Origin of the sequence: Panacibacter microcysteis (assembly GCF_015831355.1) — a bacterium.
Taxonomy (GTDB): Bacteria; Bacteroidota; Bacteroidia; order Chitinophagales; family Chitinophagaceae; genus Panacibacter; species Panacibacter microcysteis.
Genome location: NZ_JADWYR010000002.1, coordinates 1,537,987 through 1,558,195, shown reverse-complemented (window position 1 = coordinate 1,558,195; position 20,209 = coordinate 1,537,987). Strand labels below are relative to the sequence as shown.

The window sequence follows — 20,209 nt, the reverse complement described above, 5'->3', positions numbered from 1 at the left end:
GGTTGTGCTATGCCCACGCATGCACAGGCGCACAAGAGTGCGACGCAACGATGCCTCATAGTAGTAATACAGCCGGGCTCACAATAGCAAAACCTTAAGTTTAAGAACCTTGTTGTTTAAAGCCGTGAAATTTTGTTCGTTTTTGTTTTGTGGTTTGCAATATGAATGAAAAAATAATGATGTAGCCGGCGGCAGTAATCCTATGAAGCTTTGGTTGTGTCACTCACTTGTACTGCAGCAACAATATGAGCAGGAGCGAAGGCCGGCATGGTAATGTAATCAAACGCCAGACTGCGAAAGACGTGTGTATATATTGTTCCGCATCTGTCGTGGCTGTATTTTTGTTTTAAGTTTAAAGTAAATACAGACGTATGAAAACATTATTCTGTGCTGCAGCAATAACCAGCATGTTATGTATCTCCGCATGCAGCAATACAAAAAATACAGTTGTTGACAACAATTCTGCGGCATCTGCAACACCCGCCAATGACATAGCCGGTAAAAAATGGAAACTGGTAGAATTGATGGGCCAGCCCGTTGCTGACAGTATTAATGGTAAACTACCCTTTATTACATTCAATAAGGCAGACAGTACATATGCTGCAAATGGCGGGTGTAACGGTATGGGTGGAAAAATTAAATGGAACGCGCTTACGATGAGTATAAAATTTAAACAGGGCATGTCCACGATGATGGCATGCCCTGATATGACAGTTGAGAACGGTCTTAAGAATGTATTCGACGCTGCGGACAACTACACAGTAAATGATTCTGTATTGTCGCTTAACAAAGCACGTATGGCACCACTGGCAAGATTTAGAAAAATTAACCAGTAATGTATACGGCGTTTATGAAACCGAAAGCTTGGTAATTTCAGTACCGTTGAAGATTTTCGCGAAATCTACACTGTGCGTTTTTTGCCAGATTGTTTCATTTGTCTTAAGTACAATTCGCCACAGGTTCTTGTTCTTCAGTTCTTCGTAATCACCTGCATCGATAAAGAAACCGTATAGGGGTTCTCTTTTTTTAAAATCTATACGTACGCAATCTTTGGCTGTTAATTTTTTCGAATCAAAAAACCTTGTTATTTCGTGATTGTTCATTCCTGATATTGTTTAGCAATGTTATGATATTATAATGACCGGCTCCTGAAACCACCTGGTCTCTCTTCTCTTGGTCTTGCAACGCTTACAGAGAGTGTTCTGCCTTGTATGTCTTTGTTGTTCAGCTTGCTGATAGCTTCCTGTGCCGCATTATCGTCAGGCATTTCAATAAAACCAAAACCTCTTGACTTATTGGTAAACTTGTCAATAACGATTTTTGCAGAGTTAACGCTGCCATATGCTGAAAACATTTGTACAAGGTCTTCCTCTGTTGTATGAAAGCTCAGATTAGATACATAAATATTCATGATGATAAATTTTTAGATAGAAAATTTGATAAAAGCAAAAAAGCAAGCGTGTAAGTGAGAGGAGAAAATTACAAATAAATGAAAATGTAAAAAGCTTCTTACAGAAACCAGATGCTACTCAGCTTTAGATCAGGTACGCATAAAGGTAGCGTAATAAAAATGATCGGCACTAAGTTATTTTGCATGCGATTATCGCGGACCGGGCGTGGTTACCAGGGCATAAGGCCTAAGTGTATTCATCGCCATTTTTTTAATTAACCTGTGCGATCATTGTATTATGTGCCATACCGCGCAAATTAACCGGGAATCCGGGTTTTAATTTCAATTTTGTGAACAACACCGGGCGGTTTGGATGTCAGGTTGCCGTTCTCATCTACGTATGCAAGCATTGCATCGAGATCATTGCCGTTGCGGGCATGTTCTTTTCTTTCAAGTTTTTTCTCTTCTTTTTCTTTTTTCAATTGTCTTTTCTTTTTTACACGTTCTTTCTTGTTCCATGAATCTGCCATAGACTTTTATATTTTAAGTGTAGATAATAAATTGAGGGGAAGGACGAATACCAGTCAATAAAATACTACAATTTCTGAGGATAGTGCAAAGGTACGCTTTATTTACGGTAATGCCTATTCAGAAGTTGTGCCATATCCTGCGGTGGTGTTAAAAGTGCCTTGCTCCATCTTTTCTCAGCATTTGCCCGTTAAACTTTGTACAAAACTGTAACAAATTATAACCAATGCCGTGAATTGGAGACGTGTATGAATTGCGGAGTGCTCCGGGTGCTGCACCTGTTTTATAGTCGTGCATTACTTCAGTGAATCCAGGATCGATTGGAACCTGACTTTCACCGCTTCCTGCTCCGGTGTTAGCGTTTTGAGGTTGTTTTTTTCATAAGGGTCAAGGTAAACGTTGTAGAACCTGCCTGTTGAATCATACAGTTTATACGTAGTATCCTGTATCCACCTTTTAAGAACAGATGGCTGATTTTGTTCAGGATCATAGTGGCAGAAGATCCAGCTTCTGGGCGTGCCCGGTCTGGCCGCAAGCCTTGGTGCAAAACTTACTCCATCGATTGTGCCGTAGGTTTTAGGAACCGGTATTCTTGCTATACCCGCGAGTGTTGGCAAAAAATCAGTAAAATCTACCAGGTCGCTGTTTACCGTGTTGGCGGGAATCATCCCTCTCCAGTAAACGATCAGTGGTACATGTGTACCCCATGTTGTTGATTTCATCTTTCCGCCACGAATGCTGTCTCCCAAATAGACAGATGTAATGGCAGATGGTGTGCCATTGTCGCCGAGAAAAATAAATACGGTATTACCGGTCAGGTTCATGCTATCGAAACGCGAGAAAATGTTCCCGATTTTTTTATCCATGTATTGAACCATAGACGGAAAAAATGTTGAATCAGACAATTTATTGTTTGGGTCCCACGCATTGTATTCAGGGTCATCAGGAGTGGGAGAGTAGGGATGGTGACAAAGACTGGTAGAATAATAAATGAAAAATGGTTTTCCCTGCTGGCTGCTTCTTGCTGCGTAGGCGGTAAGTGAATCAACCAGTATATCATCGCAATATTTGTTTACCGTTGATTTGCCAAGCTGAAGGCCATTGGCATATAATTCAGGACTTTTATATCGACCGTAAGTATTGTGAAATGCATCGTGGGTTAATGTGCCATCATCATACTGGGCGAAGATGGTATACGAACTGTTGAAACCAAAGGTTTTTACAGAAGTATCTCCGCCATCAAGCTGCCATTTGCCCAGTGCATAAGTATCGTATCCCTGGTCTGCCAGCATATTTGCAATAGTACGCTGGTTCCTGTCCATGATACCCCAAACTGTATAGTTGCGAAAATTGTATTTACCCGTAAGCAACATAAATCTGGAGGGGGAACACATAGGAGATCCATAGCATTGGGTAAAGCGCATGCCGGCAGCAGCCATCATATCAATGTTTGGTGTGTTGTAAGACTGACCACCGTTTACAGCAGGTACTTCATAACCGATGTCATCTGCCAGTATTAATACAATGTTGGGTTTTACAGGTATAGCAACACTAAGCAGGTTCGATGAACTTGTATCAGTTAACGCATTGAACTCTTTTTTACACGAAATGAAATATGTTGCCACAGCAAGTATAGCAATAAGCACGGGCCTGCTGATATTGGATTTGCTGACGACGGGATATGTTCTCATGGTGACCTTTTTTTAAAACTACCGCCTGCAACCATTACAAAAGATGATGCCCGTTGCTTTAAACAATGATAGTAATCACCGCACCTAACATAAAAAATGCCGCAACGTGTTTGCATGTTGCGGCAGTATAAGTGTAAAATGGTCTTTGGTTAAGCGTCCGGAATTTCCGGCTCCACCAGCTTCGCCAGTTTTTCCAATGAATCCTGCCAGCCGAGGTAGCACATTTCTGCGGGTATCGCCGCGGGAATACCTTCCTGTATTATTTTAATATCGGTGCCGGCAATTGTCTTTTTGAGCCACACTGAGGTGGTCATTGTACCCGGCAGGTTGGGGTCTTCAAATTCATCTGTGTACTTTAAGAACGCTGCAGGAATGATTTCAATATACTTGCCGCCAAAAGCGTGACTATTACCTGTGGTAAAATTCTGGAAAGACATGCGGTAAGTACCACCGGTCACGGCATTCAATTCATGTACCGTGCATGTAAACCCGTACGGTGGCAGCCATGCGGCCATTGCACCGGCTTCTGTAAATGCACGGAAGATCTTTTCCGGGCTTGCTTTCAGTACCCTGTGTAAAGAAACACTGTTCGCTTGCATACAATACGTTTTTTAAACTCCTACTCATATGGCTTTTCGGTGGCGCCCGTTTAAGTGGTAGCTGCTCCACATACAATGTTCGCAATGATCATTTGCCATACAAAGCTGTGAATAAAATCTTTTTGTTGCAAGGTGGAGATACGACAATTTATGGGCAGTTTGCGACAGTAGACTACTCAATATTTCTTCTCATAACCCGGGTTATGCCGGGCAATAAAACTACTGAGACCTGCAGAAGCAAGCGCAAGCGACTTCATTTTTTCAACCACCAGTTTACCGGCACTGCCATAGCTGTATATATAGTGATTGTCACCGAAAGCTACTATTATATAATCACGCCCGGTTTCGTAACCGGTAACTCCACTGTCTTTGCCACTCTTGCTGGTGTAACTTTTCAAGTGTATAAAATTAATGTCAGTAATTAAGCAGTAATAATTGTGCAGCAGGTTTTGTTATAACGCTTTCATAATTGTTTATATGTGCATTATTCACCGGTGTGGGGTACATTTTTTGCAGGCACATACCTGAATAGCAGTGCTGCTGCAGCAAACAGCGCTGCAAAAAAAGCATTTACAGCAATCACCTCTTTCGCAGAACCGCCGGAAGCTTCGTACATTTTGCCGGTTAACTGCAGCAATGCAATCAATACAATGGTACAGCAGGCGGCAAACATTACACGTTCCATGCCACGTGCAGTAAAACGTGTTACAATGGCACCCCCGGTTACAATGCCTGCAACGGCTATATACATAAGATTGGCAGCAGACGGCCCGGCGCCAATTAAACCAACTGCTATATTTACCCACACCAGCAGGAATGTTGCACCAATAACTGCTGCAACAGCAAGCTTATAAGCTATGCCCGTAAATCTGCCAGCCACAAATACCCATGTAAAAATGGTTGTAAAGATCAGTACTGCAGCAATGATAAAGTCTGCGAGGCTCCAGTTAACAGTAGTAGAAAATTGCATGGCAATCAAAGGAATTGCCAGCAGGAGTGTGGTGATAATGCCTGCTGTAAGGAGCGGCCGGTAAAGGTTTTGCTGGTTCATAAAATTTGTATTAAAAGTGCTTTGAAATACAAAGTAAATGTATACTTTTTTCATTCCCAAAAAAAAGGCCGGGCAAAATCCAGGGAATGGATGAGCGGCACCGGCGCTTAACTTTCTTTCATCATATGTTGGTTATAACCCATGGCAACCAACTGTTCATAGGCCTCCCAAACATCGGCAGGTATTTCCTGGAAAACCTGGAAACCCTTTTGCGGGTACAGCTTTATCCGCTGCAGATCACCAACCATAATATTGATCACCCTTTCCATGGGTATATCTTTAGTGGGGTATGCTTCAAAGGAATATTGCGGAGATGTAACAACCAGTTTTTTGTAAGGCCAGTGTTTTTTAAAAGTGGCATAGCTTCGCCTTTCCATGTATGGTTTTTGCACCACAATAAAAGACACGGGGTTAAGATTATGTTGTGCGAGCAACTGTTGTGTAAACAAAATGTTTTCACCTGTATTGGTTGATTTGTTTTCTATTAGTATGGCATTTTCGGGTACGCCCATGTTAACAGCCACTTCAGCAAAAAGTTCCGCTTCAGATTTTGCCCACATCTCTTTTGTAAAATTGCCCAAATGGCCCGAGCATACCAGCAGTGGCGCCCAGCCGTCAAGATACAGTTGCGCTGCTCGTTCCGCAACCCTCAGGTCATGACTGCCTAAAGCAAGTATGCAATCCGATGGCTGCAATGTATGCTGCATATGATGGTAATGCCAAAGCTTTTCTGCCAGTATCAATACTTCGTTCGGGATCATGTATAAATATAATACCTGGCGTTTGAATGGCTGATAAGAAAATTATTGTGTAAGCTGCATTGCTACTATGGGGCTTTTGTTGTGTCACTCACTTGTACGCCTTATTCCCTCTTCGGCATTGCACAACAGCGTTTACAACAGGCTACCATTGTGCAAAAACTAAAAATGCTTCAACACATGCGTAGCATGCGTTAAAGCATTTAATGGTATCTGTCAGGTAATAATACTATTTACCAAGATAAACACCAGATGCACTATATCTTGCAGTCATCTTCTGACCGTTGTAGATAAAAGTAACCTGGTAAACGCCTTCGCCTTTTCTTGCCCATTTCAAGGTGGTAGCGCCGGGGTACATTGCGTTGTAAGAATCAACACATGCCTGCGGAATTGGTGCGTTGTTGTTTAAGGTAATGATGCCTGTTTCACACACGGGTGTGTGAGCATTTGCCTGTAAAGTACTGATCGTTAGAATGAGTGCTGCTGCTAAAATAATCTTTCTCATGTTGTGGTTTTTTTACTGCCAGATTTGTTTAATTAAGGAAAGCTGGTTGCGCTCTTTGAAAATTAGTAGCACACAAAGACCCCGATGTAACCACTTTTTATTGCAGCATAAAAAAAAGTTTGCAAGAGTGTTGGTGGTCTGCCCTGGAACTGCAGCTGCCACATGCATTGCAGTTGAACGGAATGCGACGCAACAGGCGATGCCACGAAGACTACTGCCGGTAACCAATAAATGTAAAAGCGTTTAGCTGCAAGATGCTAACTTTAATTATGAAGACTGCAACAACAATTTCGCGTATTACGCTTGGGTTTTTGTACCTCGTTTTTGGTCTCGATTTCTTCTTTCATTTTATACCGTACCAGCCCAATCATACAGGCAACACTGCTGCGTTTAAAAGCGGGCTAATGGCCGCCGGTTATTTTTACCCGATGATGAAAGTGTTGCAGGTGGCAGGCGGTATATCACTCCTTTTTAACAGGTATGCAGCGTTTGCTGCGGTTGTTTTATTTCCTGTTAGTGTAAATGTGTTTTTGTTTCACACTATGCTTGTTCCTTCAGGCTGGTACATGGGTGTTATACTACTGGCCACAAACCTGTTCCTCGGTTATGCATGGAGGAAGTATTACAGCAGCATGTTTGTGCGTAAACCAGATGTGTAGTTCTGCACTGGCGCAGTATTTTGTGGCGGGTTTGTAAAAAAACGATGCGGCTTCCGTCGCTGTTTTTACATACGCAATGCCGTCAACCGTCATGATTTTCTTTTCAGCATTATTCTTTGTCTTTCAACACAGGCCAGTTTTGTTCGGCAGCCAGTATCAGCCTGCTTTGGTCTTTCAGCCACAATTGTTGCACCTGTTTGTTATAGTTTAAGTAAAGCCTGCCGTTAACGATGGTAAAGGCATCTGGCTCAGTGGGTGCTTTATGGCCATCTGCCATGCCATAAGCGCAATAGCCGCCAAATTGCGGCGCATATTTACCAGGGTTTGCAGTAAAAGAATCAAGGTTGTTTTTATTGCTGAAGCGCCAGCCGGCATTGTTCCAGTGATGGGTAAAATTGTTACTGCCTTTAACCGGTTTGCCTTCTGTAAAATACGCCACGGGATCATAGCCGTTAATAGCAATGTCTTCTTTTACATACACTGCAGATTTTTGTGCGTTTGCCGATAAAGTGAAAGCAATAACTGCTGATAAAATGATGAGCTGTTTCATGTAGCTGGTTTTTATTGTGGACGCACAGCTTTGCACTTACTTACAGCATGCATGCTATTTTGTTTACAACTGTAAGGTAGCTGGCTTAGCCTGCACATTACAAATACCATACATCCTGCTATTGTTTAAGCTTCTGTAGTGGTTATGATCGACAACGATCAACGCAAAAAAATATAACAAAAATTCTTTCCACTTTTTTGAACCAAATCGTCAATCGTAAGGTTTATTAACCTGTATTTTTTAAATAATCATTAATAACTCGAAAGATGAAACACCTATTCAAAGCGGGGCTGTTGGCGTTTGTTATGTTCACAACAGTTTCAGCAATTGCTCAATCGAAAGACATTGTAGATGTAGCTGCGGGCTCTAAGGCGCATACTACATTAGTGGCGGCAGTAAAAGCTGCAGGCCTTGTTGAAACATTAAAAGGTAAAGGGCCGTTCACAGTATTTGCACCAACCAATGATGCGTTTGCAAAACTGCCTGCAGGCACTGTAGAAACATTGCTGAAGCCCGAGAACAAAGCAAAACTTACTTCCATTCTTACATATCATGTAGTGGCAGGTAATTTAGATGCTGCTGCAGTAATGGATGCAATAAAGAAAGGCAATGGCAAAGCAGTGTTAACAACAGTAAACGGACAAACACTTACTGCTGCTATTGACAATGGTAAGGTAAAACTTACAGATGAAAACGGTGGTGCTGCTTATGTTACCGCAACTGATCTCAAAGCAAGTAATGGCGTTATTCATGTGATAGATGCTGTAGTGTTACCGAAGTAAGCCTGATACGTTGATTTTTAAAAAAAAGTTCCGTTTAACAAACGGAACTTTTTCATGTATTAACCGGGTAATGTTGGGTTTATTGTATGGATTCAACCGAAGTACTGTTGTTAACCTAAGAACTATTACGCTCCTGTTTTTTCACCCAACTGCCATTCAGGCCTTATGTAGTGGCAGGTGTAGCCATAAGGGTGTTTCTGCAAATAATCCTGGTGTTCTTCTTCAGCGTCCCAGAAATCACCGGCGGCTACCACTTCCGTTACAATAACACCCGGCCATTTTCCCGATGCATTCATCTCATTGATCAACTCAAGTGCTGTTTCCTTTTGCGCATTGTTCACGTAAAAAATAGCCGACCTGTAAGACATGCCCACATCATTACCCTGCCTGTTTTTAGTAGTGGGGTTGTGTATCTGGAAAAAGAATTCAAGCAGCTTACGATAACTCAGCTGTTCCGTATCAAAAGTAATGGCTATCGCTTCTGCGTGTGTGCCATGGTTGCGATAAGTTGCATTTTTTACATCACCGCCTGTATAACCAACAATGGTAGATTTTACGCCGGGTAAGGCCCTTATCAACTCTTCCATTCCCCAGAAGCACCCACCCGCCAGTATTGCTTTTTCTATTGCCATATCATTAAGTATTTCTTATTACCATTCAACTTTAAAGCCAATCTTGTTTACTGGCAGGTTGACAGGTATTTTTTGTATAATGTAGCCAGCATTATTACTACTATGAAGCTTTTGTTGTGTCACTCACTTGTGCGGCTGGTGCTTTATTCGGCAAGTTTCGGTCAGCGTTTGTCAATCTATACTTCCCGCTCACCGTGTCAGATTGAAACGAGAAGTTTTACCTGGATAACCAGGTACAGCCACCTTTGATGTTGATTCAAACTTTTATTCATTTCATACACCAAAACTCACCATTCGTAGCGTAGCTCATTTGTTTTGATCATTGCCTGCAGCAATTTTGCAGTAAAAACATGCAACAGAAATGCTTATTCCTGGTTTGTTTGTCACTGACTTTCCTGCTCATGCAGTCTTGCAGCAAGACAGGCACAAGTGCGCCGGCAACAGCAGAAAGAAACCTCCAGTTTGTGTTGTACACAGATGAGGACTTTGCCGGTGATGAACACAACATCACCTTCTCGGTATTTGTGAGAGACGATAACAAAACCTTGCTGGATTCTGCCATTACCACAATGAAAGTAAAAGATATTCCCGGGCAGGCGAATAAGATCATCATCAATAAAAAAATCACTGCTGCACCTTCTGCCCCGTTAATGGCGGGCTTTGTATACGAGATAGAGCATGTAGGCGTATCCTGGTATCTTGATACTGTAGCTGCAGGTGAGAATAATAAGACGATTACGTTTGCTTTTAAATGAGCCGGGACCAATGTTATAACGGCTGCAGCCACTATCGTTCATTAACGGTAATGGGCAAGTGCTGCTACCTGTTTCGCAAAATCATATTGAATGTCATCATGCAAGGATGATAAGGCTACATTGATCTTTTTTATTTGTTGCAGGTACAAATTTTCCAGTGCTTTGTTTTTATAAAAAGGAATGCCCGTCAGCTTCAGTTTTTCGCAGAAATAAATCAGCAACACCACCTCGGTTTGTTTATCTCCCGTGTACCGGATGTGCTTGTTTGTAACACGTAGTATTTTCCTGATGGTTTTCTTTGCGAAGTACAAATTAGAAGCATTTATATCATCGAACAGTTCATTCATCTCCTCTTTTACCTGGCTGGCATATGTTTCATTGTCATGTGCAGCAAACAATAAATAATGCAGCAGTTCTTTGTTTTCTTTTTTGTACCTCGCAAGCCTGAGGCATAATTGCGTAAGCTCTGTTGCCGGCAGGCTGTCCAGCTCCTTTTTGATTTCACTGATACTTACTGTTGTCATCATCTGTTGCTGTTGTGGTAAACTTTTACTAAGATAGACCGCCCTTACCTTTTTGCCAATCCTGGCTGCCGGCCAATAATTGTACTGCCAGGTGTTTTTTTACCCGCTGTTGTACTGCTATTGCGCATTGTTGCGTTGCACTCTTGTATGCCGGGTTTATTGTGGCAACAAAAATTGATTAGTGAACCAGCTGCCGGTAACTTGTAAATGAACAGGATACTTACAACCAACTGCGTGCCCTGGCCCGGCAATACAGTTGACAAACCTTACCAGGTGGTAATATGATGAATGTGTGGTGCTACACTCCAACCCGGTGGAACGGCTACTGTAGTTAATAATGGCAGCGCAGATGATACGCCGCCCAAATACGTTGATTCCTGCAGGTAAAACACTGCTCTAATTTTATAAAACCGTATGGCATAAGAGCACATAATGCATGGTTCATGTGTTGAGTACAAGACACAATCCGAAAGGTCATTTGTGTTTAGTGTTTTCACAGCTTGTCTTATAGCCTCCATTTCTGCGTGGCAGGTAATATCGTTTTTTGTTTTTGTCGCCTCTTCTGCGGCACCTATTATCACCTCACCCCGTACAAGCAGGGCTCCAACCGCACTGTTTCCTTTTTCTGCCGCTTGTTTGCCCAGGGTTATGCACTGCTCTATAAAATCATTTGTCGTTGGCATTATAAAAGGTTTGGCGATAAAATTAGGCAGATCAGTTATGTAATGAGCTATAAATTCTTTGTGCAGCTTTGGTTGTGTCACGTCCGATCCCACAGAGTTCCCTGCGGGTAACTCTGTGGGGACGAAATTGTAGCAAGGCACAGGAAGCAAACACACAAATCCAACGCCTCATTCCTGCGCCAACAGCTTGTTTACATTCTTAGGCTAGCCGGATCACTCACTTGTACGGTTAGTTTTTTATGCAGCAGAAATGTAATCGTCCTATTTTTATAATAATTTGTATTTTTCTTTTATGAGCCGCAAATACAAATTCAACAATAACGACCAGATGTATTTTGTAAGCTTTGCAGTTATAAACTGGATCGACCTTTTTATAAGAACAGAATACAAAGATGTTATAGTTAAAAGTCTTTCTTACTGTATTGAAAAGAAAGACCTGAAATTATATGCATGGTGCATTATGACGAGCCATGTTCATTTGATCATTGGTAGTGCAGGAAATCCTTTGGAGAATATTATGCGTGATTTAAAACGACACACTTCTGAAACACTTCATCTTGCTATTAAGAATAATACAAAAGAAAGCAGACGTGAATGGATGCTATCTATGATGGAAAATGCAGGTATCGCAAACAGTAATAATCTTCGCTTTCAGTTTTGGCAACAACATAATCAACCAATTGTTTTGGATACTCCAAAAATTACGCATCAGAAACTGGATTACCTGCATAACAACCCTGTAGCAGCCGGCTTTATTGAAAAGCCTGAAGACTGGTTATACAGTTCTGCTAAAGATTATTATACAAGTACTAAAGGATTGTTAGATATTATTTTGATTGATCCGCTTGTTGTGACAGTATAATTGTCCAGAATCAAAGCTACTGGCGCAAGTATGCAGAGTTGGGTTATTGTGTGTTGGCGTACTTGTGCCTTGGATAACAATTACGTTTTACTAAGGCACAAGTACGCTGCGCTGCAAAAGCTAAGCTGCATACTTGCGCCAGTGAACAGGTTTACATACTTAGACCATTTGGCGGGAATGCTTGATATTATTTTAATTGATCCGCTTGTTGTGACAGTATAATTGTCCAGAATCAAAGCTACTGGCGCAAGTATGCAGGGTTGGGTTATTGTGTGTTGGCGTACTTGTGCCTTGGATAATAATTACGTTTTACTAAGGCACAAGTACGCTGCGCTGCAAAAGCTAAGCTGCATAATTGCGCCAGTGAACAGGTTTACATACTTAGACCATTTGGCGACTACCATACTTAGACCATTTGGTGCATACTTGCGCCAGTGAACAGGTTTACATACTTAGACCATTTGGCGGGAATGCTTGATATTATTTTAATTGATCCGCTTGTTGTGACAGTATAATTGTCCAGAATCAAAGCTACTGGCGCAAGTATGCAGAGTTGGGTTATTGTGTGTTGGCGTACTTGTGCCTTGGATAATAATTACGTTTTACTAAGGCACAAGTACGCTGCGCTGCAAAAGCTAAGCTGCATACTTGCGCCATTGAACAGGTTTATATACTTAGACCATTTGGGGACAGTGACTACCATACTTAGACCATTTGGGGGCTGCAAAAGCTAAGCTGCATACTTGCGCCAGTGACTACCATACTTAGACCATTTGGGGCACAAGTACGCTGCGCTGCAAAAGCTAAGCTGCATACTTGCGCCAGTAACTACCATACTTAGACCATTTGGGGCCAGTGAACAGGTTTACATACTTAGACCATTTGGAGTACTTGTGCCTTTGATAATAATTACGTTTTACTAAGGCACAAGTACGCTGCGCTGCAAAAGCTAAGCCGCATACTTGCGCCAGTGAACAGGTTTACATACTTAGACCATTTGGGGGTACTTGTGCCTTGGATAACAATTACGTTTTGCTAAGGCACAAGTACGCTGCGCTGCAAAAGCTAAGCTGCATACTTGCGCCAGTGAACAGGTTTACATACTTAGACCATTTGGGGGCAGATCAGTTATGTAATGAGCTATAAATTCTTTGTGCAGCTTTGGTTGTGTCACGTCCGATCCCACAGAGTTCCCTGCGGGTAACTCTGTGGGGACGAAAATTTTAATTTAAAAGGAAAAAGCAATACAATTTTTTATTAATTCCACTACTGATACTGGCGCAAGTATGCAGAGTTGGGTTATTGTGTGTTGGCGTACTTGTGCCTTGGATAATAATTACGTTTTACTAAGGCACAAGTACGCTGCGCTGCAAAAGCTAAGCTGCATACTTGCGCCAGTGAACAGGTTTACATACTTAGACCACTTGGGGACTTATTTAGCTTTAGCTTTTAATTCCTTATTTGCTTTTTTTAGTCTTTCAATAATTTTATTGAGCTTATTATTTTCAACAATGAGTGTTTGTTTTTCATGAAACTCTTCTTTTCGAGATAAGAAACCATCATAAATACTAATCAACTCTTTACTTGTTGAATGGCCATTTAAAGATGTATGTTCGGTTATATCAATTTTTGTTTTGCGTTTATTAAATTCTCTAAAATGTACCTTAAGGTCCTTAGCAATATATCCATCAATGTAAACAGCTTTTCTGTCCATATTCCAAGATATTTTATGCTGCAAAGAAAATCCATAGTTAAAAAAGCATGTTTCTTGAAATTCAATATCTGTAAAGCCTAAGTTTTCTATTTCGGCAATAAATTTTAATGAACGAAATAAAATATCTGAATAGGCTTTGTTAATTGTATCAAACCGTTTTAAATAGGTAAGCGTTTCTGTAAACTGTATAGCTAAATCATCCATTTCCTTAAAAGCAGAAACGATAAAAGCTTGTTGTATGTGCTTCATTTTTTTGAATTTATAAGGCATCGCCGTTTGCATCCTCGCGGCTTTTGCAAAATTAATGCATGAATTATTTGAAATTGCAAACAGTACCTTGCTCCAGTGAAACATGTTTACATACTTAGACCATTTGGGGAAAGCTAAGCTGCATACTTGCGCCAGTGACTACCATACTTAAACCATTTGGGGCATACTTGCGCCAGTGAACAGGTTTACATACTTAGACCATTTGGCGGGAATGCTTGATATTATTTTAATTGATCCGCTTGTTGTGACAGTATAATTGTCCAGAATCAAAGCTACTGGCACAAGTATGCAGAGTTGGGTTATTGTGTGTTGGCGTACTTATGCCTTGGATAATAATTACGTTTTGCTAAGGCACAAATACGCTGCACTGCAAAAGCTAAGCTGCATACTTGCGCCAGTGACTATCATACTTAGACCATTTGGGGGACTTGGATAATAATTACGTTTTACTAAGGCACAAGTACGCTGCGCTGCAAAAGCTAAGCTGCATACTTGCGCCAGTAACTACCATACTTAGACCATTTGGGGAACAGGTTTACATACTTAGACCATTTGGGTGCCAGTGAACAGGTTTACATACTTAGACCATTTGGGGGTACTTGTGCCTTGGATAATAATTACGTTTTACTAAGGCACAAGTACGCTTCGCTGCAAAAGCTAAGCTGCATACTTGCGCCAGTGACTATCATACTTAGACCATTTGGCGGGAATGCTTGATATTATTTTAATTGATCCGCTTGTTGTGACAGTATAATTGTCCAGAATCAAAGCTACTGGCACAAGTATGCAGAGTTGGGTTATTGTGTGTTGGCGTACTTATGCCTTGGATAATAATTACGTTTTGCTAAGGCACAAATACGCTGCACTGCAAAAGCTAAGCTGCATACTTGCGCCAGTGACTATCATACTTAGACCATTTGGGGATTATTGAGTTTATAAATAAAAATTATCCCTCACAACCAAATTTTACAATTCCAAATTGTTGGGATTTGAAATTTGAACTTTCCAATACTGTCATTTATCAATATATCCTCGGGTTATCAACCTTGGCTCGTGTGAATAATAATTCCTATGAATATTTTATAACTAATAAGTTAGGGCGGAAGGATGTAAAGTGTGTCTATTTTCCATATTCAAGTAAAGAACAAGTAAACGAACTTCTTGTGCAATTAGCAAAACATTTTAACATTGAAATTGATCTTAAAAGAATGTATGATGAAGTAAGGCACGATACATCTGAGACACTTTATATAGTTATTACAGTTGTTCCTTTGACGTTAGTAATTGCATCTAATTATTAATTCGAAAATTTATTTTGGAAAAATGGTAGGTGCAACTAAGGCACAAGTGCCCTACGCTACAACGCTTGACTTTATACTTGCGCCAGTAACTACCATACTTAGACCATTTGGGGGGACTCTGCGGAAACAGAAATTATTGTTTTTCCCTAGGATTGACTTTTTGAATCAAATCCATATTTAAAGCGTTAGCAATTTTTTGTTTGGTTTTGTAGTCTAGGTTTCTATTATAAACATACGATTTTACGCGCCCCCTCAAAATTCTTAATGCAACTATATTATTTTTGAAATCATCTGCCAACTCTTTTATTTCATCGATATTTACTGTACTGTAATACGAGTTAATTCCAAACGTGACTAGCTTCGCGGCAGGAGTTTTTATTTCTTTTGCAACATCTAAATAAATCTTTTTTAAATCTTTACTGCCAAGCGATAAAGTCAGTTTATAGAAAACACTTACACAAGCTTGGAGGCTTATCATTTGTAGAAGTTTGTTTATTTTATCTTCAACTTCATTTCTATCAAGGTCTTTTTCGTCTTTAAGAATCGACTCGACAAGTTCATTTTTGTCATTATCTAACATATTGCTTACATAACTAATCGTTCTAAAGCCTGTTCTATAAAGCTCTGCAATCATTTGAACTAATTGTGGAATTTCTAAAGATCTCTTCCTGTTTTTTATAATCTGTCCAACAATTTCTATTGATCGAAATGCCTGCTGAAAAGGTAACATCTTTTCAGATAAATCTCCTTCATCTATGTTTTTCTCTTGAAATTCACGTTGTTGTTCATCTCTTGAAGTAAGCATTTTATCTCTTTCTTGCTTTGGCTTCCTATCAGTATGTAGAACATCTTTCTTTACTTCCCTTGCTATATCTTCTATTCTAGTATAAAATATATCATTTTTTTCTAATGAAATTGGTGTTATATTTTCAAGCAGTGACATTGAATTTATGAGAGAGTCTTCGATGAAAGAAATATCTTTCGAATGATGGGTTATGAAAACAAGTATATATGCATATCGTTCAATATGTACTTTTTCAAAAAACTTTCTAATAATATTCTTTCCTTCTTTTGTATGAATTATATCTGAAATTTTCTTCGCTCCTAGAAAGTACAAAATGTAACTATAACCGAACTCCGTGTTGGCATTTTTTTCAATTATTATTTTGGATTTTTTTAAAGTGCTTATCAAAGTATCGTAAGGTATTGTTATGTATTTTTCTTGATAGGAAGCGAAAAATCTTATCAGTTCTTCCGTGCTTAAGTAACTTATATCATGTTCAATATAGTGATAAGCAAGCTCGGTTAGAAAATTTAGGTAGCCATCAATGTCTTCATTTTTCACGTCAGCTTTAACCAAAGCATAATGGATTAGAGTTTGATAACAGTACCCAAATGATGTTTCGTCTTGATTTAAAGGCTTATATTCTAAAGCAGATAAAATTGATAAAATATAGATCGGATATGAAGGCATCAGTTTGTCACCTAGTATTGATTGAACATTGTCAAAGGATATTTTTACAGAATCAAGAAATGTTTGCTCGTCTAATGTTAAAGAGTTATGTTTCAAAAGTTGATATTTTTCAATAAGCTCATTCCTTTTTTTATAGCCTAGTGGCTTTATAGAGAAAAAATTCGTATTTTTTATTTCGCCTAACATTGCTGAAAGAAAACTATTCGCAGAATCAATAGTTACTATAATTTTGCCAAATCGGGTTTGGAGACTTTCTAAGATATCTCTCGAGGTATTCGAGTTGAAAATACAATCGTGGAGATCATCAATCAAAAGCGCTTTGTTCTTTTTATCAAGTTGATTGAATCTTTCGAAATTTTCATCTAAGTATTGTTCATGAAAATTCTTTTCAAGAATTGTGTCCAGATTTTTGTCTACAATATGACTTCCTTGTAAAAAAAGAGGCACAACATCATTTTCCAGAAGATCTAAGTATAGCATTGAAAGCAGACTCGTTTTTCCAATTTGAGCTTCACCATCAATAATAGAATATTCAAAGGAATCTTTAAGAAGCCTTGATGAACTTGTGTATCTCTCTAAATCTTTTGATTCACTGTTTAAAAATTCAAGATCGGGGTATATAAAAACTTCCGGCAGTTTAATTTCTTTTTTATTATCAATTTTTAAAGGAATTTTTATCTCTTCAAGTTTTTGAGCAAAAAGAGGATTTATTTTGTATTGTTTAAATTGATACTTGTAAATATTTATTTCATCTTTTTTGTTAGAATCATAAAAGTCTTTTTGCCATTTGTATTTTTTTAAAATCCCTTTATTTGCTACTAAGTCTAGAACAACTATTTGAAATCCAGATTTTTTTTCTTTACCGTCATTAAAGAGTTCACCTGAAAGTAAGTTGACTTTTGCGCCTGAATTTTTATTTTCATTTATGTAAAAAGTCTGCTCATGTTCATGCCCAAAAAAATGTATCGGAGCTACTGTTTCTACAAAGTTTTCGAATTCTTTTTTATTGTTTTCTTGAGTATTCGGATTAAACCAATTTAAAGGGTGATGCCATACTCCAATATTCAAATGGGTTGTCGAAAAACTCTTAGGTTCATAGTTTTTAACTGGAAAAAAAATTTTGCCAGGGTTTTCGTTTATTTGAGATACCCATGCAGTATTTAAACAATGAAAAATTATTTTATAATCTCCAATTTGTTCAGTAATTGTATAATATAATTTATCCTGTGGTACTTCATTATATTTTTTGTAGAATTCCCAAAATGGCTCTTGAACAGATAAGCAAATTTTCAACACACTATCATCTGATCCAATTGACTCATAATTTATATTGTTCAGTGAGTTCTTCCTTAATTGCGTATCCAACGAAAAATTACAATCATGATTACCGGGTACAATCATATATTTTATGATTGCATCTTTCTTTTCTCCTTGTATAAATTGTTTTGAAATGCTTAGAAAGCTTTCTGCTGATTTATATTCCGCTGGATCACCACTGTTAGCAATATCTCCACTAATAATGAAATAAATATGTGAAATATCAGAAAAATCGTTAATAACGGCACGGCTGAAAGGAGCAATCTTTTTAGAAATATCTGTTTTAGCGGTAAAATGAATATCTGTCACGTGAACCAAACCAATTCTCATAACTTTTTGTTTTATTATTTTTATTTCTTATTTATGAACGTTTAATGTTATTCCTTAAGCACAAGTGTGCGACGCAACAGTCGATGCCATGAAATACTTTTGCCGGCCACCTAAAAATTTTCTACTCTTCATCACTCACCTCTTCATTTGTTAGTTCGGGTAATATTTTTTGTACTTCGGTATCGGGGAGTGTGTCTACATTTCTTAATCTTTTTTGTATGGCTCTTGTGCGTACGCCTGCAACATGCTCTAACTGGTCGAGGCCGGTTTGTATGTTCTTCTGTGCTTTATCGAGCAAGCCTGCGAAATTGCCAAACTCTGTTTTTACGGCGCTGAGTAACTGCCATACTTCGCCGCTGCGCTTTTCTATGGCGAGTGTGCGGAAACCCATTTGTAAACTGCTTAAGAAGGCGGAGAGGGTGGTGGGTCCGGCAATGTTTATTTTGTATTCGGTGCGTATGCTTTCGAACAGACCCGGTGTGCGCAACACTTCTGCATATAAACTTTCGAAGGGCAGAAAGAGTATGGCAAAGTCTGTGGTGTTTGGCGGATCGATATAACGGTTGCAGATGTCTGCGGCGCATTTTTTTATGCCGCGTACAAAAGCTTTGCGGCTTTCTTCTATGAGTGTGCTATCGCCATGCTCGTATGCCTGCAGCAGCAACTCAAAATCTTCTTTGGGAAACTTGCTATCTATGGGCAGCCATAATGTTTTATCTGCGGTGCCGGGGAGTTTTACGGCAAACTCTACGAGTGCATTGCTGCCTTGTTTTGTTTTTACATTCTTTGCATATTGTTCTGTGGTGAGTGTTTGCTCGAGTATGTTCTCGAGCTGGTACTCGCCAAGTACGCCACGTGTTTTTACATTGCTGAGTACACGTTTAAGATCGCCAACACCGGTGGCAAGCTGCTGCATATCGCCAAGACCTTTGTGCACAGCTTCGAGACGTTCGCTTACGAGTTTGAAACTTTCGCCGAGCCGTGCTTCTAAAGTTTGCTGCAGTTTTTCATCAACGGTTATGCGCATCTGCTCGAGCTTTTGTTCATTGCTTTGCTGCATGGCGGTAACCTTTTGTTCAATGGTTTGTCGCATGCTGTCGAGCTTTGTGCTGGTGTCTGTGTTTTGTTCGCTTTGTTTATTGAGCAGTGCAAAGAAGTTATCTTTTTGTATGCTGTTGAGTTCTGTAATGCTTTGTGCAAGGTCTTTCTTGAAGTTATTCAATGCATCTTTTATTTCGGTGCGGCTGGCCAGTGCATTGTTGTTATTGCTTTCTGAGAACGCAGTGAGTTTATGGTCAATCGTGTTGGTCAGGTGATTGAGCTTGTCCTCAAAAGACAACAGCGACTGCTGCAGTTCTTTTCTTGCATAGGCGCTTTGTTCAAACGCTTCTTTGCGGTTGGCCGCGATCTCTGTTTTTACCGATTGTTCTATGCGTTGCACTTCGCCCTGGAGGTTATTGGTAGTAAACAGCCTGGCGAGTACAATGATCAGTAATACTGCAATGATGATGAGTAGTATCAATTCCGGCGTCATGTTGGGTGAGCAACCTTTGTGGGTTGATGTTGGTAAGATAAATTTTTTTTCGAACAAACAAAAGTCACTTCTTTGTGCCTTTGTTTTTTTACGGGAAACCGTAGGGGATTATTAGCCTGTGCGGCTGGCTTTTTTTCTACGAAGTTGTTTCCTGTTCTTTTGCCTTGACGCAAAAGAACCAAAAAATCAGGAAAGAAAAGATATACAGGACTTTTCTTTCATTGGCCCTGATTGAGCTTTTGTGCTACTGTGGCTTCGGCAGTGGTAATTGCATCAGCACGATGCGGAATATCGGTTTTG

The 20,209-nt window shown here is 39.7% G+C and carries 21 protein-coding genes; 5 read left to right on the top strand and 16 right to left on the bottom strand.

Going from position 1 to position 20,209, the window contains the following annotated elements; genetic code table 11:
• Positions 1-371: 371 nt before the first annotated feature.
• Positions 372-836, top strand: coding sequence for an META domain-containing protein (locus I5907_RS18410; RefSeq protein ID WP_196992257.1), 465 nt, complete (start codon positions 372-374; stop codon positions 834-836).
• Positions 837-848: 12 nt separating this feature from the next.
• On the opposite strand, the gene I5907_RS18405 is transcribed toward I5907_RS18410, so the two are convergent.
• The 9 genes from I5907_RS18405 to I5907_RS18365 all read right to left on the bottom strand — a co-directional run bounded on the left by I5907_RS18405 (position 849) and on the right by I5907_RS18365 (position 6,522).
• Entirely contained in the window at positions 849-1,103 is a 255-nt protein-coding gene (locus I5907_RS18405; protein WP_196992256.1) for a short-chain dehydrogenase, read from the bottom strand.
• A 29-nt stretch (positions 1,104-1,132) separates the two neighbouring features.
• Positions 1,133-1,411, bottom strand: coding sequence for an RNA-binding regulator (locus tag I5907_RS18400; RefSeq protein ID WP_196992255.1), 279 nt, complete (start codon positions 1,409-1,411; stop codon positions 1,133-1,135).
• Between the two features lie 296 nt (positions 1,412-1,707).
• Positions 1,708-1,920, bottom strand: coding sequence for a hypothetical protein (locus I5907_RS18395; protein WP_196992254.1), 213 nt, complete (start codon positions 1,918-1,920; stop codon positions 1,708-1,710).
• Between the two features lie 294 nt (positions 1,921-2,214).
• Positions 2,215-3,609: a sulfatase-like hydrolase/transferase gene (locus I5907_RS18390; RefSeq protein ID WP_196992253.1), complete on the bottom strand. Its 1,395-nt coding sequence runs from the start codon at positions 3,607-3,609 to the stop codon at positions 2,215-2,217.
• Between the two features lie 149 nt (positions 3,610-3,758).
• Complete coding sequence (locus I5907_RS18385; RefSeq protein WP_196992252.1) at positions 3,759-4,208, bottom strand: SRPBCC family protein; 450 nt, start codon at positions 4,206-4,208, stop codon at positions 3,759-3,761.
• Positions 4,209-4,384: 176 nt separating this feature from the next.
• Positions 4,385-4,606, bottom strand: a complete 222-nt coding sequence (locus tag I5907_RS18380) for a hypothetical protein (RefSeq protein ID WP_196992251.1) — start codon at positions 4,604-4,606, stop codon at positions 4,385-4,387.
• An 86-nt stretch (positions 4,607-4,692) separates the two neighbouring features.
• Positions 4,693-5,259 (bottom strand): hypothetical protein, encoded by a 567-nt coding sequence (locus I5907_RS18375; protein WP_196992250.1) that lies wholly within the window; start codon positions 5,257-5,259, stop codon positions 4,693-4,695.
• Positions 5,260-5,366: 107 nt separating this feature from the next.
• Entirely contained in the window at positions 5,367-6,020 is a 654-nt protein-coding gene (locus tag I5907_RS18370) for a YdcF family protein (protein WP_196992249.1), read from the bottom strand.
• 226 nt (positions 6,021-6,246) lie between these two features.
• Positions 6,247-6,522 (bottom strand): hypothetical protein, encoded by a 276-nt coding sequence (locus tag I5907_RS18365; RefSeq protein WP_196992248.1) that lies wholly within the window; start codon positions 6,520-6,522, stop codon positions 6,247-6,249.
• Positions 6,523-6,791: 269 nt separating this feature from the next.
• Here I5907_RS18365 and I5907_RS18360 point away from each other — a divergent pair, with 269 nt between their 5' ends.
• The gene (locus tag I5907_RS18360) at positions 6,792-7,181 is read left to right on the top strand and encodes a DoxX family membrane protein (protein WP_196992247.1); all 390 of its coding nucleotides are present in this window, start codon (positions 6,792-6,794) and stop codon (positions 7,179-7,181) included.
• 109 nt (positions 7,182-7,290) lie between these two features.
• Here I5907_RS18360 and I5907_RS18355 read toward each other — a convergent pair whose 3' ends face one another.
• Entirely contained in the window at positions 7,291-7,731 is a 441-nt protein-coding gene (locus I5907_RS18355; RefSeq protein ID WP_196992246.1) for a YHS domain-containing (seleno)protein, read from the bottom strand.
• A 266-nt stretch (positions 7,732-7,997) separates the two neighbouring features.
• On the opposite strand from I5907_RS18355, the gene I5907_RS18350 reads away from it, so the two are divergent.
• Positions 7,998-8,513 carry a fasciclin domain-containing protein gene (locus tag I5907_RS18350; RefSeq protein ID WP_196992245.1) on the top strand — a complete coding sequence of 172 codons (516 nt, stop codon included), beginning with the start codon at positions 7,998-8,000 and terminating at the stop codon, positions 8,511-8,513.
• A 125-nt stretch (positions 8,514-8,638) separates the two neighbouring features.
• Here I5907_RS18350 and msrA read toward each other — a convergent pair whose 3' ends face one another.
• Entirely contained in the window at positions 8,639-9,145 is a 507-nt protein-coding gene (gene msrA, locus I5907_RS18345; protein WP_196992244.1) for a peptide-methionine (S)-S-oxide reductase MsrA, read from the bottom strand.
• Between the two features lie 350 nt (positions 9,146-9,495).
• Here msrA and I5907_RS18340 point away from each other — a divergent pair, with 350 nt between their 5' ends.
• Complete coding sequence (locus tag I5907_RS18340) at positions 9,496-9,900, top strand: hypothetical protein (RefSeq protein WP_196992243.1); 405 nt, start codon at positions 9,496-9,498, stop codon at positions 9,898-9,900.
• Between the two features lie 41 nt (positions 9,901-9,941).
• On the opposite strand, the gene I5907_RS18335 is transcribed toward I5907_RS18340, so the two are convergent.
• Positions 9,942-10,427 carry a hypothetical protein gene (locus tag I5907_RS18335; protein ID WP_231402163.1) on the bottom strand — a complete coding sequence of 162 codons (486 nt, stop codon included), beginning with the start codon at positions 10,425-10,427 and terminating at the stop codon, positions 9,942-9,944.
• Positions 10,428-10,690: 263 nt separating this feature from the next.
• On the bottom strand, positions 10,691-11,107 hold the full coding sequence (locus tag I5907_RS18330) for a nucleoside deaminase (RefSeq protein WP_196992242.1): 417 nt from the start codon (positions 11,105-11,107) through the stop codon (positions 10,691-10,693).
• 292 nt (positions 11,108-11,399) lie between these two features.
• On the opposite strand from I5907_RS18330, the gene I5907_RS18325 reads away from it, so the two are divergent.
• Positions 11,400-11,969, top strand: coding sequence for an REP-associated tyrosine transposase (locus tag I5907_RS18325; RefSeq protein WP_196992241.1), 570 nt, complete (start codon positions 11,400-11,402; stop codon positions 11,967-11,969).
• Between the two features lie 1,432 nt (positions 11,970-13,401).
• Here I5907_RS18325 and I5907_RS18320 read toward each other — a convergent pair.
• The 3 genes from I5907_RS18320 to I5907_RS18310 form a co-directional block, all read right to left on the bottom strand.
• Positions 13,402-13,932 carry a hypothetical protein gene (locus I5907_RS18320; protein WP_196992240.1) on the bottom strand — a complete coding sequence of 177 codons (531 nt, stop codon included), beginning with the start codon at positions 13,930-13,932 and terminating at the stop codon, positions 13,402-13,404.
• Positions 13,933-15,387: 1,455 nt separating this feature from the next.
• A complete protein-coding gene (locus tag I5907_RS18315) occupies positions 15,388-18,375 on the bottom strand; it encodes an anti-phage protein (RefSeq protein ID WP_196992239.1) in 2,988 nt (995 codons plus the stop codon).
• Positions 18,376-18,496: 121 nt separating this feature from the next.
• Positions 18,497-19,909 (bottom strand): DNA recombination protein RmuC, encoded by a 1,413-nt coding sequence (locus tag I5907_RS18310; RefSeq protein ID WP_196992238.1) that lies wholly within the window; start codon positions 19,907-19,909, stop codon positions 18,497-18,499.
• Between the last annotated feature and the right edge of the window lie 300 nt (positions 19,910-20,209).

Bases quoted from the DNA above. Each gene is read 5' to 3' on its own strand.
- I5907_RS18350 (WP_196992245.1), top strand. From the start codon at position 7,998: ATGAAACACCTATTCAAAGCGGGGCTGTTGGCGTTTGTTATGTTCACA.
- I5907_RS18340 (WP_196992243.1), top strand. From the start codon at position 9,496: ATGCAACAGAAATGCTTATTCCTGGTTTGTTTGTCACTGACTTTCCTG.
- I5907_RS18310 (WP_196992238.1), bottom strand. From the start codon at position 19,909: ATGACGCCGGAATTGATACTACTCATCATCATTGCAGTATTACTGATC.
- I5907_RS18365 (WP_196992248.1), bottom strand. From the start codon at position 6,522: ATGAGAAAGATTATTTTAGCAGCAGCACTCATTCTAACGATCAGTACT.
- I5907_RS18360 (WP_196992247.1), top strand. From the start codon at position 6,792: ATGAAGACTGCAACAACAATTTCGCGTATTACGCTTGGGTTTTTGTAC.
- I5907_RS18410 (WP_196992257.1), top strand. From the start codon at position 372: ATGAAAACATTATTCTGTGCTGCAGCAATAACCAGCATGTTATGTATC.
- I5907_RS18325 (WP_196992241.1), top strand. From the start codon at position 11,400: ATGAGCCGCAAATACAAATTCAACAATAACGACCAGATGTATTTTGTA.
- I5907_RS18400 (WP_196992255.1), bottom strand. From the start codon at position 1,411: ATGAATATTTATGTATCTAATCTGAGCTTTCATACAACAGAGGAAGAC.
- I5907_RS18355 (WP_196992246.1), bottom strand. From the start codon at position 7,731: ATGAAACAGCTCATCATTTTATCAGCAGTTATTGCTTTCACTTTATCG.
- I5907_RS18330 (WP_196992242.1), bottom strand. From the start codon at position 11,107: ATGCCAACGACAAATGATTTTATAGAGCAGTGCATAACCCTGGGCAAA.
- I5907_RS18390 (WP_196992253.1), bottom strand. From the start codon at position 3,609: ATGAGAACATATCCCGTCGTCAGCAAATCCAATATCAGCAGGCCCGTG.
- I5907_RS18395 (WP_196992254.1), bottom strand. From the start codon at position 1,920: ATGGCAGATTCATGGAACAAGAAAGAACGTGTAAAAAAGAAAAGACAA.
- I5907_RS18335 (WP_231402163.1), bottom strand. From the start codon at position 10,427: ATGATGACAACAGTAAGTATCAGTGAAATCAAAAAGGAGCTGGACAGC.
- I5907_RS18315 (WP_196992239.1), bottom strand. From the start codon at position 18,375: ATGAGAATTGGTTTGGTTCACGTGACAGATATTCATTTTACCGCTAAA.
- I5907_RS18405 (WP_196992256.1), bottom strand. From the start codon at position 1,103: ATGAACAATCACGAAATAACAAGGTTTTTTGATTCGAAAAAATTAACA.
- I5907_RS18375 (WP_196992250.1), bottom strand. From the start codon at position 5,259: ATGAACCAGCAAAACCTTTACCGGCCGCTCCTTACAGCAGGCATTATC.
- I5907_RS18370 (WP_196992249.1), bottom strand. From the start codon at position 6,020: ATGATCCCGAACGAAGTATTGATACTGGCAGAAAAGCTTTGGCATTAC.
- msrA (WP_196992244.1), bottom strand. From the start codon at position 9,145: ATGGCAATAGAAAAAGCAATACTGGCGGGTGGGTGCTTCTGGGGAATG.
- I5907_RS18385 (WP_196992252.1), bottom strand. From the start codon at position 4,208: ATGCAAGCGAACAGTGTTTCTTTACACAGGGTACTGAAAGCAAGCCCG.
- I5907_RS18320 (WP_196992240.1), bottom strand. From the start codon at position 13,932: ATGAAGCACATACAACAAGCTTTTATCGTTTCTGCTTTTAAGGAAATG.